Here is a 15,092-nt window from a genome sequence, read left to right on the forward strand (position 1 = left end):
CACCGGGAGCGTGCCTCGCCGGGAGCGACCTCACCGGGAGGGAGCCGCGTGCCTCCCGCCACCGGTCGTTCCCGTGCCGCCGCCGCGGCGGGCGGCGACCGTCCACAGCCCGAGGCCGAGGAGCAGCGCGCCGCCGGTCCCGATCCCGGCCCAGGCCAGGAGCAGCATGTGCCCGTCCCGCCGCGCGTCGGCCGCGGGCCGCCCCTGCTCCGCTCTCCCCCGCCCCAGCGGCGCCTGCCCGTCGTCGTCGGTGCCGAAGCCCGCGGCCCGCAGATCACCGGCGTACTCGGGTCCCTCGGCGGCCTCGCCGTCGACGTTCACCCGCAGGGTGACCCCGGCGCCGTCGGGGAAGAACCGCTCAAGGTCCCGGTGGAGGGTCAGTTCCAGGTAGTACCAGCCCGGCACACTCACCTCGTCGGCACCGGTGCCGTAGCGGTTGCCGTAGTCCACCGGGGGAGTGCCCAGCGAGGCCGTGGTCATTTTGCCGTCGTAGGGCTTGAAGTTCCCGCCGACGACGGCGCCCCGCGCCGGGTTGTACAGCTGCAGGCCGAGCGCGCCCGGGACGAACGCGTACCTCCCCCGCACCGCGGGCAGTTCGGCCGCGGCGAACAGCCGCTGACCCCACTCCAGCGGCACCCGGTAGAAACGGGTCTCGCCCGGTCGCAGCCGGTCCCGCCACGCCCCGGAGCGGAGCGCGGCGGCGTCGTTGGGACCGCTCCCGCCGTCGGCGGGCCGCACCTCGCCGCCGGGCGGCCCGGACGGCTCGGGCGGCTCGGTGCTCCCGGCGCCCTCGGCGGGCGGCTGCGGGGTCTCGCCCGCCAGGCCGGGCTCGGACATGTGGCGGATCTCCAGCGGCCACTCGCCGCCGGCCTCCCCGCCCACGCGGCCGACCGAGAACAGGTACCGTCCGGCCTTCCGGCACCTGGCGTCCACCCGCCCGCCCGTACGGCGGGCCGTGTGGTCGCCGATGGGGTACGCCGTGCCGTTCCCGGCGAAGGTCACCCTGGCGGTGTCGCACTCCTTGCCCTCGGCGGTGGTCAGCCGCAGCGCCAGGCCGTCGCCGCGGACGGCCACGGCGGTGCCGGGTGCGGGGGCGGCCATCGCGGAGAGGTAGGCGGTCGAGGCGGCGTCCAGCTCGACCGCGTAGAGCCTCTCCTCGCCCGGGCCGATGCTGTCGGTGTAGACGCCCGGTGCGAGTTCCGGGGCCTCCGCGCCGCTCGTCGCGCCCCGGACGGGCTCGGCGTCCGGGGCCGTCTCGTAGCCGGGCGGCTCGGCCGGACCCGCCGCCACCGCTCCCGGCAGTGCGGCGACCGCGCACAGCGCCGCCGCGGTGGTCAGCCCCCTCAGCGCCGTGCGCCCTGTGCGCCCCATCCCCACGCGCCACTCCTCGTCGTCTCGGTCGTGCCGCTGCCCCGCCCCGGATGCCCGGCGGCCCGACCCCCGCGTCGGCGGCGGCCGTACGCCGTGACCCATCCTGCACCGCCGCACCCCCGCCGCGGTACGGCGCCGCGGGGCACCACGGGCGCCCCTCAGCGCCCGGCGCACGGCTCCGGGGGCTCTCCGGACACGTACCGTATGGACGCGCCGACGCACACCTCAAGAGGGGGCGCGGCAGGGGAAGGCGCGGCGGGTCCTCCGGGCCGGCGTTCACCGGTGGCAACGGCGAAGCCCCGGCCGTCGGCCGGGGCTTCGCACCGAAGTACTGGAATTCCGCTCTCAGACGCCGGAACCCGCGGACACGGAGTCGGTCGCCTCCGTCCACAGATCCTGCTCGGCGCGGTCCGCCTGGATCTGGCGGTACACGAGGAGCCCGCCCACGGCGGCCAGTGCGATCAGGAGAAGCTTCTTCACCGCGCTACCTCGTCCTTCATAGACGTTGGGACCTACTGGCGCCGATGATACCCGGGCGGTCCCGGCCCCCCGGTGATCGACCCGGGGCGGCCGCTCCACCGGCCCGGAGACGCCGGAAGCCCGGAATCTGCGTGAGATTCCGGGCTTCCGGTCTGCGGTTCCGTGCTCCGCGCCGTGGGGCTAACAGGACTTGAACCTGTGGCCTCTTCCTTATCAGGGAAGCGCTCTAACCGTCTGAGCTATAGCCCCGTGCCGCACGGAAAGATTAGCGCACTTCAGCCGCCGTCCCAAATCCGTATCCCGGCATGCCGCCCGCGCCGGAAAGCCCGCCGGGAACACCGGACGGTCACTCGTCCTCCGCGAGCGTCACCTCGACACCGCCGACGAATCCGGCCGAGAGGTTGTAGATGAACGCCCCCAGGGTGGCCAGGGCCGTCACCAGCACCACGTCGATCACCGCGACTATCGAGGTGAACGCCAGCACCCGCGACAGGGACAGGAAGCCCTCCAGGTCGAAGCCGCCGCCGTCGTCCGTGGCCGTCGCCTCGCTGACCGTCCCGCCGATCGCGGCGAACACGCCCATGGCGTCCATCACCATCCACAGCACCGCCACCGCGGCGACCGTGCAGATGCCCAGCGCGATCGACAGCAGGAAGCTGACCTTCATCACCGACCATGGGTCGGCCTTGGCCACCCGCAGCCGCGCCTTGCGGGTCCTGGGCACCGTACGGGCGCCCGTACGCGGCCGGCGTACGACGTCCATGTCCGACTGCTGCTGGCCGGGCTGCGGGGCCGCCTGCTGGTCCGCTCCCGGCTGGTGCGGCCGGCCGGAGCGCGGCGGCGGGGTGCCGCCCGGCGGGGACGGGTACGCCTGCGGCGGCTGGTGCGGCTGCGGCTGCGGCTGCGGCTGCGGCTGCGGCGCACCGGCCTGGGGCTGGGCCGGCGGCTGCGGCTGGGCACTGGTCACGGTTGTTCCCCCACGGTGGGACTCGCCCTTGCGGCGAGTGTCGTCAGCGGCAGGCCCACGGGCGCCGCCATCGTCTTTGTCGCCTCTGGCGGCGCCCGCGGTTCCACTCACGATCTGTCTACTCCTCGTCGTCCGAAGCCGTCTCGGCGGCCGCGGAGGCGGCCGTCTCCGGGAAAGACGCGTCCGGGGCCGCCGCGGTGCCGCCGCCCTCGGCATCGACCTCCTCGGCCTCCCGGCCGGCCTCGGCGTTGCGCGCGATGCCGACCACGGCGTCGCGCTTGCCGAGGTTGATCAGTTGGACGCCCATCGTGTCACGGCCCGTCTCCCTGACCTCGTCGACCCGGGTGCGGATGACGCCGCCGCCGAGGGTGATGGCGAGGATCTCGTCGCTCTCCTCCACCACCAGGGCCCCCACCAGCGAACCGCGGTCCTCCACGATCTTGGCCGCCTTGATGCCCAGACCGCCACGGCCCTGCACACGGTACTCGTCCACGGCCGTGCGCTTCGCGTACCCACCATCGGTGGCGGTGAAAACGAACGTACCGGCCCGTACGACGTTCATCGAGAGCAGTTCGTCCCCTTCCCGGAAACTCATGCCCTTCACGCCCGAGGTGGCGCGGCCCATCGGACGCAGCGACTCGTCGGTGGCGGTGAACCGGATCGACTGCGCCTTGCGGCTGATCAGCAGCAGGTCGTCGTCCGGCGAGACCAGCTCGGCGCCGATCAGCTCGTCCTCGCCGCCGCCCTCCAGCTCGCGGAGGTTGATGGCGATGACACCGCCGGAGCGCGGCGAGTCGTAGTCCTTCAGCGGGGTCTTCTTCACCAGGCCCGACTTGGTGGCCAGCACCAGGTACGGGGCGGCCGCGTAGTCCCGGACGGCCAGGATCCGGGCGATCTTCTCGTCCGGCTGGAAGGCCAGCAGGTTCGCCACGTGCTGGCCGCGCGCGTCCCGGCCGGCGTCCGGCAGCTCGTACGCCTTGGCCCGGTACACCCGGCCCTTGTTGGTGAAGAACAGCAGCCAGTTGTGCGTGGTGGTGACGAAGAAGTGGTCGACGATGTCGTCTTCCTTGAGCTTCGTGCCGCGCACGCCCTTGCCGCCGCGCTTCTGGGAGCGGTAGTCGTCGGTCTTCGTGCGCTTGACGTAGCCGCCGCGCGTGATGGTGACGACGATGTCCTCCTCGGCGATCAGGTCCTCGATGGACATGTCGCCGTCGAAGGGCACCAGTTTGCTGCGCCGGTCGTCGCCGTACTTGTCGACGATCGTGGCCAGTTCCTCGTCGATGATCTGCCGCTGCCGCTCGGGCGAGGCCAGGATCGCGTTGTACTCGTCGATCTTCGTCTGGAGTTCGTCACGCTCGGCGGTGATCTTCTGCCGCTCCAGGGCCGCCAGCCGCCGCAGCTGCATCTCCAGGATCGCGTTCGCCTGGATCTCGTCGATGGCGAGCAGCTCCATCAGGCCGCCGCGCGCCACCTCCACGGTGTTGCTGCGCCGGATCAGCGCGATGACCTCGTCGATCGCGTCCAGCGCCTTGAGCAGACCGCGCAGGATGTGGGCGCGCTCCTCGGCCTTGCGCAGCCGGTAGCGGGTGCGGCGGACGATGACGTCGACCTGGTGGGTGACCCAGTTGCGGATGAACGCGTCCAGCGACAGCGTCCGGGGCACCCCGTCCACCAGGGCCAGCATGTTGGCCCCGAAGTTGGTCTGCAGGTCGGTGTGCTTGTAGAGGTTGTTGAGCACGACCTTGGCGACCGCGTCCCGCTTGAGGACGATCACCAGCCGCCGCCCGGTGCGCGAGGAGCTCTCGTCGCGGACGTCCGCGATGCCGGCGACCCGGCCGTCCTTGACCAGCTCGGCGATCTTCAGCGCCAGGTTGTCCGGGTTCACCTGGTACGGCAGTTCGGTGACGACCAGGCACTGCCGGCCCTGGATCTCCTCCACCGCCACCACCGCGCGCATGGTGATCGAGCCGCGGCCGGTGCGGTACGCCTCCTCGATGCCCTTGCGGCCCACCACCAGCGCGCCGGAGGGGAAGTCGGGACCCTTGATCCGCTCCAGCAGCGCGTCCAGCAGCTCCTCGTTGGACGCCTCCGGGTGCTCCAGGTACCAGCGGGCGCCGGCGGCCACCTCGCGCAGGTTGTGCGGCGGGATGTTGGTGGCCATGCCGACCGCGATGCCCGCCGAGCCGTTGACCAGCAGGTTGGGGATGCGCGACGGCAGGACCGTCGGCTCCTGGTTGCGGCCGTCGTAGTTGTCCTGGAAGTCGACGGTCTCCTCGTCGATGTCCCGGAGCATCTCCATGGCCAGCGGCGCCATCTTGCACTCGGTGTACCGCATGGCCGCCGCCGGGTCGTTGCCCGGCGAGCCGAAGTTGCCGTTGGAGTCCACCAGCGGCATCCGCATCGACCACGGCTGGGCGAGGCGGACCAGGGCGTCGTAGATGGAGGTGTCGCCGTGCGGGTGGTAGGTGCCCATCACGTCGCCGACGACGCGGGCGCACTTGTAGAAGCCCTTCTCGGGCCGGTAGCCGCCGTCGTACATCGCGTACAGCACCCGGCGGTGCACCGGCTTGAGCCCGTCGCGGACGTCGGGCAGCGCGCGCGAGACGATCACGCTCATCGCGTAGTCGAGGTACGAGCGCTGCATCTCGGTCTCGAGGCTCACCGGTTCCACGCGGTTCCCGGCGCTCTCGTCCACCACGGGGACACCCGGGGCGGGGGAGAGGGGCCCGGGGGCGCCCCCCTCGATGGGGGTGGGGGAAATCTCGTCGGCCATGGGTGTGGTCAGTCCTTGTCGTCGTCGTGCGGCGTACGGCCGACTCCGGTCAGATGTCGAGGAAGCGGACGTCCTTGGCGTTGCGCTGGATGAAGGAGCGCCGTGCCTCGACGTCCTCGCCCATCAGAACCGAGAACAGGTCGTCGGCGGCGGCCGCGTCGTCCAGCGTCACCTGGCGCAGCACCCGGTGAGCCGGGTCCATGGTGGTGATGCGCAGCTCCTCGGCGTTCATCTCGCCCAGACCCTTGAAGCGCTGCACCGAGTCGTCCCTGATCCGCTTGCCCTGCTCGCGGCCGAGCCGGATCAGGCTGTCGCGCTCCCGGTCGGAGTACGCGTACTCGAACTCGTCCCGCGACCACTTGATCTTGTAGAGCGGCGGCTGGGACAGGAAGACGTGGCCGGCCTCCACCAGCGGCCGCATGAAGCGGAACAGCAGTGTCAGCAGCAGGGTGTTGATGTGCTGGCCGTCGACGTCGGCGTCCGCCATCAGAATGATCTTGTGATAGCGGAGCCTGGCGATGTCGAAGTCCTCGTGGATCCCGGTGCCGAAGGCCGAGATCAGCGCCTGGACCTCCTGGTTCTGCAGGACCTTGTCGATCCGCGCCTTCTCCACGTTCAGGATCTTGCCGCGGATCGGCAGGATGGCCTGGTACTGCGGGTTGCGGCCGGACTTGGCGCTGCCGCCCGCGGAGTCGCCCTCGACGATGAAGATCTCGCACTTGGCCGGGTCGTTGGACTGGCAGTCGCTCAGCTTGCCCGGCAGCGAGGCCGTCTCCAGCAGGCCCTTGCGCCGGGTCAGGTCCCGCGCCTTGCGGGCCGCCACGCGCGCGGTGGCCGCCTGGATGCCCTTGCGGATGATGTCGGCGGCCTCGTTGGGGTTGCGGTCCAGCCAGTCGCCGAGGTGCTCGTGGACGATCTTCTGGACGAAGGTCTTCGCCTCGGTGTTGCCCAGCTTCGTCTTGGTCTGGCCCTCGAACTGCGGCTCGCCCAGCTTCACCGAGATGATCGCCGTCAGCCCCTCGCGGATGTCCTCGCCCGTGAGGTTGTCGTCCTTCTCGCGCAGCAGCTTCTTGTCCCGGGCGTAGCGGTTGACCAGGCCGGTCAGCGCCGCCCGGAAACCCTCCTCGTGGGTGCCGCCCTCATGGGTGTGGATGGTGTTCGCGAAGCTGTAGACACCCTCGGTGTACTGGGTGTTCCACTGCATCGCGATCTCCACCGAGATCTTCCGCTCCTTGTCCTCCGCCTCGATGTCGATCACCGAGGGGTGGACCGGCTCGCCCTTGCGGGAGTTGAGGTGGCGGACGAAGTCCGAGATGCCGCCCTCGTAGTGGTAGCGCACGAAACGCGGCTTGTCGTCCTCCGCCGTGTCCGTGGTGTCGGCGCCCGCCGTCTGCTTGGCCGCCTCCCGCTCGTCGGTCAGAGTGATCGTCAGACCGCGGTTGAGGAACGCCATCTCCTGGAAGCGCCGCGAGAGCGTCTCGAAGGAGTAGTCGGTCGTGTCGAAGATGTCGCCGTCGGCCCAGAAGGTGACCGTCGTACCGGTCTCGTCGGTGGCCTCGTTGCGCTGGAGGGGCGCGGTGGGCGCGCCCATCTTGTACTCCTGCGTCCAGCGGTAGCCGTCCCGCTTGACCTCGACCGAGACCTTGGTCGACAGCGCGTTGACCACCGAGACGCCCACCCCGTGCAGACCGCCGGAGACGGCGTAGCCGCCCCCGCCGAACTTGCCGCCCGCGTGCAGCACCGTCAGCACGACCTCGACCGCCGGCTTGCCCTCCGAGGGCACGATGTCCACCGGGATGCCGCGGCCGTTGTCCACGACCCGGACGCCGCCGTCGGCCAGCAGCGTCACGTCGATGGTGTCCGCGTGACCGGCCAGCGCCTCGTCGACGGAGTTGTCCACTACCTCCTGCACGAGGTGGTGCAGGCCGCGCTCACCGGTGGAGCCGATGTACATGCCGGGCCGTTTGCGGACCGCGTCCAGTCCCTCCAGGACCGTGATCGCACTGGCGTCGTACGACGGCTCGCCGGCACCGGCACCCGGAGCGGGCGGGGTCGCGGACGGGTCGGGGGACTCCCCGCCGGTAGCAGGGAAGGTTTCGTTGGAGTTGCCGGAATCGGCCACGAAGCGCCCTTTCTGGCACAGCACAAGCCTCCCCCTGCGATCGGATGGAGAACCCCGTCCGGGCGAGCAGGAGCGGCTGCGTCGTTCGACTTTTTCCGCAGTGAGGCGGATGTGGCTCCAGTCTACCGGTATCACTGACAACGATGGGGGTTTGCCGGTACCTGAGACCGCATGTGCCGCCCTGAACCAGCATCATCCGAATCCCTATATGCGGCCCGGCCCCCCAGGACGCTCACAAGGGCACTCAGCGCTTCGGGATGTCAAGGCTTCATCACTGTGAGCGCTCATACGGAATGAGAAGTTCCACATCGCTCCCCCGGCCCTCTTCCCGGCCCTCCGCACGGCTCCTCCCACGGCCCTTCCCGGGGTCCCTCCGCGGGGCACGGGCGGTACCGCGCGCCGGGGGTCGCGGGCCCGGCCGTCACCCGTAGGTGTCCCCCGGCCCCCGGCTCCCCGGGGCGCGCAGCCGGCCGTGCCGGGTGTCCGGCGCCTCCGGCCCGCGCACCCTGATCACCTTCACCGTCCCCTGCCCCAGGTCCGCGTTCAGCCGCGCCACCAACTGCGGCGCCAGCAGCCGTACCTGCGTCGCCCACGCGGTGGAGTCGCACCGCACCGACAGCACCCGCTCCTGCTCGTCGTACGACTGGGGTACGCAGTGCCGCGCCAGATCCGGGCCCACCAACTCCGGCCAGCGGCCCATCACACCGCCCACCGCCATCGGCATCTCCCAGCCGCGCTCGGTCTTCAGCCGCTCGATCGCCGCCCCCAGTGGCAGCGGATCACGGCCGTCCCGCCGCGCGCCCGAGAGCGTCCCCGCGGTACGGGAACGGCGCTTCTGCCGCGTCAGCGCGCCGCGGGCCCGCGCCTGTTCCCGGGCCGCCCGCAGCGCCACCCGCGCCAGATCCACCCCCGCCGGCTCCGCCGAGGGAGCCGGAATCCGCACCTCGGCGCCCTCCGCCGCGTCCTCTCCCGAGCCCGGGCCGGGCACCGGGCCGGTGTCCGGCCTCGCGTTCCGCCGCCCGCTCACAACCGGGTCACCTCCCCGCCGCCGACCGTGTACCGCGCCCCCGCCAGCGCCTCCGGCACGTCCTCCGCGACCGCCGCCGTCACCAGCACCTGCTCACCGGGCGCCACCAGCTCGGCCAGCCGCTCCCGCCGCCGCACGTCCAGCTCGGCGAAGACGTCGTCGAGCACCAGCACCGGCTCGTTGCCCTCGCTCCGCAGCAGGTCGTACGAGGCCAGCCGCAGGGCCAGGGCGTACGACCAGGACTCGCCGTGGCTCGCGTACCCCTTCGCGGGCAGCTCCCCCAGCCGCAGCACCAGATCGTCCCGGTGCGGACCCACCAGCGTCACACCCCGCTCGATCTCCTGGCGGCGCGCGGCGGCCAGCTCCGCCAGCAGCCGCTGGTGCAGCTCCTCCCGGCTGCCGCCCGCCACCGGGGAGCGGTACTCCAGCACCACCGGGCCCCCGCCGGGCGCCAGCCGCTCGTACGCCTTGTCCGTCAGCGGGCCCAGCGCGGCCACCAGCGCCATCCGCTGGGCCAGCAGTTCCGCGCCGACCCGGGCCAGATGCTGGTCCCACACGTCCAGGGTGGACAGCGCCCCGCCCCCGCCGGAACCGCCGGAACCGGAGCCGCCGCCGTGGCGGCGGGCCATCGCCGCCGTCTTCAGCAGGGTGTTGCGCTGCTTGAGCACCCGCTCGTAGTCCGCCCGCACCCCCGCCATCCGCGGCGCGCGCGCGGTGACCAGCTCGTCCAGGAAGCGCCGCCGCTCCCCCGGGTCCCCCTTCACCAGCGCCAGGTCCTCCGGCGCGAACAGCACCGTGCGCACGATGCCCAGCACGTCCCTCGGCCTGGCCTGTGAGGAGCGGTTGATCCGGGCGCGGTTGGCCCGGCCCGGATTCAGCTCGAGCTCCACCAGCTGCTGCCGGTCCCCCTGCCGCACCGCCGCGCGTATCACCGCGCGGTCGGCGCCCGAGCGCACCAGCGGGGCGTCGGAGGCCACCCGGTGACTGCCCAGCGTCGCCAGATAGCCGACGGCCTCCACCAGGTTCGTCTTGCCCTGGCCGTTCGGTCCGACGAAGGCCGTGACGCCCGGATCGAGCGGGACCTCGACCCGGGCATACGACCGGAAGTCGGCGAGCGACAGATGCGTGACGTGCATCGGAACCGACCCGCCGCGACCGGTCAGCCGCCGGCCGGCGGGGTGACGTCCGCGCCCGGCGCGTCGGCGCCCTTCTCACCGCCGGCCGCGGCGGTGACCGCGTGGCCGCCGAACTGGTTGCGCAGCGCGGCGATCATCTTCATCTGCGGGGAGTCGTCCTGCCGGGAGGAGAACCGGGCGAAAAGCGACGCGGTGATCGCGGGCAGCGGCACCGCGTGGTCGATCGCCGCCTCCACCGTCCAGCGGCCCTCGCCGGAGTCGGCCGCGTAGCCGCGCAGCGCCCCCAGGTGCTCGTCGTCGTCCAGCGCGCGGACGGCCAGGTCCAGCAGCCAGGAGCGGATGACCGTGCCCTCGCGCCAGGAGCGGAAGATCTCGCGGACGTCGGTGACCGCCTCGGCCGCCTCCAGCAGTTCCCAGCCCTCGGCGAAGGCCTGCATCATCGCGTACTCGATGCCGTTGTGGACCATCTTCGCGAAGTGGCCCGCGCCCACCCTGCCGGCGTGCACGGAGCCGAACTCGCCCTCCGGCTTGAGCGCGTCGAAGACCGGCTGCACCTTCGCGACGTGCTCGGCCTCGCCGCCGTACATCAGCGCGTAGCCGTTCTCCAGGCCCCACACGCCGCCGGAGACGCCGCAGTCCACGAAGCCGATGCCCTTGGCGGCCAGCTGCTCGGCGTGCTTCTCGTCGTCGGTCCAGCGGGAGTTGCCGCCGTCCACGACCACGTCGCCGGGGGAGAGCAGTTCGGCCAGCGCGTCGACGGTCGACTGCGTCGGGCCGCCGGCCGGGACCATGACCCACACCACCCGCGGGGCCTTCAGCGAGTCCACGAGCTCCTCCAGGCTGTGGACGTCGGCGAGGTCCGGGTTGCGGTCGTACCCGACGACGGTGTGGCCGGCGCGGCGGATGCGCTCGCGCATGTTGCCGCCCATCTTGCCGAGACCGACGAGACCGAGCTCCATCAGAGGCCTTTCCTTCGGTTTTCCAGCGTTCGTACCCGGTGACGAGCCTACGCCGGAGAGGTGACGCACAGCTGTGGGCACACCCCGCTCGGATGCGCGGCCGACCCGGCGAGCCGGGCGGGCCCGGTGGGGCCGTCCTGCCGGCCCCACCGGGCCGAGGGCCCGGCAGGACCCGCGCCCCGGTTCAGCCCGACAGCCGCACCGGCATGATCAGGTACTTGTAGGACTCGTCCGCCTCCGCGTCCACCGCGGGCCTGCCGCTCAGCAGCGCCGGCTTGGTGGAGGTGGTGAAGGACAGCTGGGCCACCGGGGAGTCGATGGCGCTCAGCCCCTCCAGCAGGAAGCCGGGGTTGAAGGCGATCGAGATGTCGTCGCCCTCCAGCTGCGCGTCCACCCGCTCCACGGCCTGTGCGTCGTCGCTGGAGCCCGCCTCCAGGATCAGCACGCCCTGCTCGAAGGTGAGCCGTACCGGGGTGTTCCGCTCGGCCACCAGCGACACGCGCTTGACCGCCTCCACGAAGGGCGCCGTCTCGATCACGGCCACCGAGTTGAACTCCGTGGGGAAGAGCGTCCGGTACTTCGGCAGGTCGCCCTCCAGCAGACGCGTCGTGGTCCGCCGGCCGTTGCCCTCGAAGCCGATCAGGCCCTCGCCCGAGCCCGAGCCCGACAGCGCCAGCGTCACGTCGTCCCCGCCGTTGAGCGACTTGGCGGTGTCCAGCAGTGTCTTGGCGGGCACCAGGGCCACCGCGGAGGCGTCCGGCGTCTCCGGCTTCCACAGGAACTCCCGGACCGCGAAGCGGTAGCGGTCGGTGGACGCCAGGGTGACCGTGTCGCCCTCGATCTCGATGCGCACACCGGTGAGCACCGGCAGTGTGTCGTCGCGGCCGGCGGCGATGGCGACCTGGGCGGCGGCCGCGGCGAAGACCTCGCCCGGGACCGTGCCGGTCGCGCTCGGCATCTGGGGCAGCGCCGGGTACTCCTCCACAGGCAGTGTGTGGAGTGTGAACCGCGAGGAGCCGCAGACGACGGTCACCCGTACACCGTCTGTGGAGATCTCCACGGGGCGGTTGGGGAGCGCGCGGGAGATGTCGGCCAGGAGGCGGCCGGAGACGAGGACCGTCCCGCCCTCCTCCACATCGGCCTCCACCGAGACCCGTGCCGAGACCTCGTAGTCGAAGCCGGACAGGCTCAGCGAGCCCTCCTCGGCCTTCAGCAGCAGCCCCGCGAGGACCGGCACCGGGGGCCGGGCCGGGAGGCTGCGGGCCGCCCAGGCCACCGCCTCCGCGAGGACGTCGCGCTCCACCCGGATCTTCACTTCAGCCGCCTCCTGCTGTTGCTGGCTGCTCGCCCTGCTGATCTTCGTCGTCGGCTTGTTGCCGGAGACCAGTCTGACGCACCCGGCTGACAGCCGGGGCGGGTCGGGGTCAAGTCGGGCGGAGCGGCGTGCGGGGCGTCCGGGCCGAGTTGTGCACAGGGCCCGTTTCCGAGCGAAGTTCCCGCTTTATATCCGTGGTCGTAGTAGTAGGGCCTGTGGAAACCGTGGATAACCCCGTTCACGCAGGTCACGACGGATATTTTGTCCACCGGCCCTGTGGGCGGGGCGGTGGACGGGGAGGGGGTGGCTGTGGACACCGGAAAGTTCTGCACATTCGATGCACAGGGATCCCGGGCTTCTCCCCAGGGTCGCCCACAGTTTTACCCGACTTCTCAACAGGCCAACCGGGCCTCTCGGTGTGACGCCTTTCACACGGATCGGTGACATGGCGCGTCACGTTGCCGAACAGTGGACAGCGCTGTGGAGAAGCTGTGCACAACACCGCTCCGCCTGTGGGCGGGCGGTGGACAACTCGGCTCTCCCGTCGTGGGCCCGATGTCCGTCCACACCCTGTGGACAACTGTTGACAACAGATCCCCAGGGTCCTGACCTGCTCCATCCGACCACAGCCGGGCCCTCCTGTGGACACGGTCGGGAAAACTCGGCGGTCCCCAGCGTGTGGACGGCGGTTGAGCGGTGTAGCTGTGGACCGGGTGCCGTTCCGGCCCGTGGAATCGAACAGCGAGAAGCCCCCCGGAGGGTCCGGGGGCTCGGCGCGGATGCGTGCGGGTGTGCGCGGACGCGCGGCGGGGATGACGCCACGGGGATACACGGCGGGATGTGCAGCGGGGACGGGGACGGCTCCGGAGCGGTGGACGGGTGCCCGCCCCGCCCTGCCGCCGGCCGCCCGTCAGGCGTTCTTGATGCGGTTGGTCAGCTCGGTGACCTGGTTGTAGATGGACCGGCGCTCGGCCATCAGCGCGCGGATCTTGCGGTCGGCGTGCATCACGGTGGTGTGGTCCCGGCCGCCGAACTGGGCGCCGATCTTCGGCAGCGACAGATCGGTCAGCTCCCGGCACAGGTACATGGCGATCTGCCGCGCGGTGACCAGGACCCGGCTGCGCGAGGAGCCGCACAGGTCGTCCACCGTCAGCCCGAAGTAGTCGGCCGTGGAGGCCATGATGTTGGCCGCGGTGATCTCCGGGGCGGCGTCCTCGCCGCCGGGGATGAGGTCCTTCAGGACGATCTCCGTCAGGCCCAGGTCGACGGGCTGCCGGTTCAGGCTGGCGAAGGCGGTGACCCGGATCAGCGCCCCCTCCAGCTCGCGGATGTTGCGCGAGATCCGCGAGGCGATGAACTCCAGCACCTCCGGCGGCGCGTTCAGCTGCTCCTGGACCGCCTTCTTCCGCAGGATCGCGATGCGCGTCTCCAGTTCGGGCGGCTGGACATCGGTGATCAGCCCCCACTCGAAGCGGTTGCGCAGCCGGTCCTCCAGGGTGACCAGCTGCTTGGGCGGCCGGTCGGAGGAGAGCACGATCTGCTTGTTGGCGTTGTGGAGGGTGTTGAAGGTGTGGAAGAACTCCTCCTGCGTCGACTCCTTGCTCGCCAGGAACTGGATGTCGTCGACCAGCAGGATGTCCATGTCGCGGTAGCGCTTGCGGAACGCGTCCGCCTTGCCGTCGCGGATGGAGTTGATGAACTCGTTGGTGAACTCCTCCGAGCTCACGTACCGCACCCGGGTGCCCGGGTAGAGGCTGCGGGCGTAGTGGCCGATGGCGTGCAGCAGATGCGTCTTGCCCAGCCCGGACTCGCCGTAGATGAACAGCGGGTTGTACGCCTTGGCCGGTGCTTCGGCGACGGCGACCGCGGCGGCGTGCGCGAAGCGGTTGGAGGCGCCGATGACGAAGGTGTCGAAGAGGTACTTCGGGTTCAGCCGGGCCGTCGGCTCGCCGGGGCCGGTCGCGGGCGCCGGCTGTGCGGCGAGCGGGCCGGGCGCGCCGCTGGGCGCCGGCAGCTGCGGGGAGTCGCCCCGTCCCATGGCTCCGGGGCCGTCGTAGCGCGGCCTCGGGGGCTGGTCGTAGGGCGAGGCCCGGTGCCGGTCGTAGGAGGGGGGCTCGTACGTCGGGCCCTGGGGCGGGTACGGATCGCGTGGCGGCTGCCAGGCCTCGGGCTCCTGAGGCCTGGGCCAGGAGCCCGGCTGGTGCCGCTGGGTGTGCGGGTAGTCCGGGTACGCGGGACGTGCGTTCGGCAGCTCGGGCCGTTCGTCATGGCGCGCACCGTGCTGGGAACCGTGCCGGTCGCCGTGCTGCTGGTGGTGGGTGTCGTAGCGCGGCTCGTCGAAACGGAGAGACTGCTGGTGCGGGGGGGACTGGTGGTGCTGCGGAGGCTCCGGGGCCGCGGGTGCGGGGGGCACCGGAGCCGGCGGGGAGGGATCGGGCACCGGGTCGGTGACGGTGATCGCCAGGCGGATGGGCTGCTGGCACTCGCGGCTGAGCGTGTCGGTGATCAGCGGGGAGAGCCGTCCCTCCAGTACGCCCTTGGCGTACTCGTTGGGCACGCCGAGCAGCGCGGTGCCGGACACCAGCACCAGGGGCTGGCAGTCTCTGAGCCACCGCTGGTCCTTGGCCTCGACGCCCTGGCCGTCGGCGAGGAGCTGCTCCAGCACGCGTGGCCACACTGCGGCAAGATCGGCAGGCAGGTCAGCCACGGGACACGCTCTCTCACTCGCTGGGGGGCGTTTTCGGGGGGTGTGGGATCGGTCGGGCGGGCGGTCCGCGCCGGTGGTCCGGTCCCACCCGGGTGTGGTTCTCGGGACGGCTGGGAGGAAACGGAAGTTCGGCCACGGTAGTCAGCGCGGTGTGCGCGGTTCAAGTCGTTGTCCACAGGCTGTGTACAGAACCCCCCGGCCGGCCCTGGTTTGACCGGACGGCTCGGGCGCGCGT

At 71.7% G+C, this 15,092-nt stretch carries 10 protein-coding genes and 1 tRNA gene; all 11 read right to left on the minus strand.

Going from position 1 to position 15,092, the window contains the following annotated elements:
• Positions 1–30: 30 nt before the first annotated feature.
• Positions 31–1,371, minus strand: coding sequence for a hypothetical protein (locus V1L54_RS08770; protein WP_330117341.1), 1,341 nt, complete (start codon positions 1,369–1,371; stop codon positions 31–33).
• 345 nt (positions 1,372–1,716) lie between these two features.
• A complete protein-coding gene (locus V1L54_RS08775) occupies positions 1,717–1,851 on the minus strand; it encodes a DLW-39 family protein (protein WP_233221147.1) in 135 nt (44 codons plus the stop codon).
• Positions 1,852–2,026: 175 nt separating this feature from the next.
• A tRNA-Ile gene (locus tag V1L54_RS08780) sits at positions 2,027–2,100 on the minus strand.
• Between the two features lie 97 nt (positions 2,101–2,197).
• Positions 2,198–2,929: a DUF3566 domain-containing protein gene (locus V1L54_RS08785; RefSeq protein WP_330117342.1), complete on the minus strand. Its 732-nt coding sequence runs from the start codon at positions 2,927–2,929 to the stop codon at positions 2,198–2,200.
• 7 nt (positions 2,930–2,936) lie between these two features.
• Positions 2,937–5,591, minus strand: coding sequence for a DNA gyrase subunit A (gene gyrA, locus V1L54_RS08790; protein WP_330117343.1), 2,655 nt, complete (start codon positions 5,589–5,591; stop codon positions 2,937–2,939).
• Positions 5,592–5,640: 49 nt separating this feature from the next.
• Positions 5,641–7,737 carry a DNA topoisomerase (ATP-hydrolyzing) subunit B gene (gene gyrB, locus V1L54_RS08795; protein ID WP_330117344.1) on the minus strand — a complete coding sequence of 699 codons (2,097 nt, stop codon included), beginning with the start codon at positions 7,735–7,737 and terminating at the stop codon, positions 5,641–5,643.
• 397 nt (positions 7,738–8,134) lie between these two features.
• On the minus strand, positions 8,135–8,701 hold the full coding sequence (locus V1L54_RS08800; protein WP_443076563.1) for a DciA family protein: 567 nt from the start codon (positions 8,699–8,701) through the stop codon (positions 8,135–8,137).
• A gap of 35 nt (positions 8,702–8,736) precedes the next feature.
• Positions 8,737–9,876: a DNA replication/repair protein RecF gene (recF, locus tag V1L54_RS08805; protein WP_330117345.1), complete on the minus strand. Its 1,140-nt coding sequence runs from the start codon at positions 9,874–9,876 to the stop codon at positions 8,737–8,739.
• Positions 9,877–9,899: 23 nt separating this feature from the next.
• Complete coding sequence (gene gnd / locus V1L54_RS08810; protein WP_330117346.1) at positions 9,900–10,835, minus strand: phosphogluconate dehydrogenase (NAD(+)-dependent, decarboxylating); 936 nt, start codon at positions 10,833–10,835, stop codon at positions 9,900–9,902.
• A gap of 184 nt (positions 10,836–11,019) precedes the next feature.
• On the minus strand, positions 11,020–12,150 hold the full coding sequence (gene dnaN, locus V1L54_RS08815) for a DNA polymerase III subunit beta (protein WP_330117347.1): 1,131 nt from the start codon (positions 12,148–12,150) through the stop codon (positions 11,020–11,022).
• Positions 12,151–13,060: 910 nt separating this feature from the next.
• Positions 13,061–14,857: a chromosomal replication initiator protein DnaA gene (gene dnaA, locus V1L54_RS08820; RefSeq protein ID WP_330117348.1), complete on the minus strand. Its 1,797-nt coding sequence runs from the start codon at positions 14,855–14,857 to the stop codon at positions 13,061–13,063.
• Positions 14,858–15,092 lie beyond the last annotated feature (235 nt).

The organism is Streptomyces rubellus, assembly GCF_036323805.1.
In the GTDB taxonomy this organism is placed as follows: Bacteria; Actinomycetota; Actinomycetes; order Streptomycetales; family Streptomycetaceae; genus Streptomyces.

What these genes read in the sequence shown, in the direction of transcription:
- V1L54_RS08770 (WP_330117341.1), bottom strand. Translation starts at nt 1,371, where the DNA reads ATGGGGCGCACAGGGCGCACGGCGCTGAGGGGGCTGACCACCGCGGCG.
- recF (WP_330117345.1), bottom strand. Translation starts at nt 9,876, where the DNA reads ATGCACGTCACGCATCTGTCGCTCGCCGACTTCCGGTCGTATGCCCGG.
- gyrA (WP_330117343.1), bottom strand. Translation starts at nt 5,591, where the DNA reads ATGGCCGACGAGATTTCCCCCACCCCCATCGAGGGGGGCGCCCCCGGG.
- gnd (WP_330117346.1), bottom strand. Translation starts at nt 10,835, where the DNA reads ATGGAGCTCGGTCTCGTCGGTCTCGGCAAGATGGGCGGCAACATGCGC.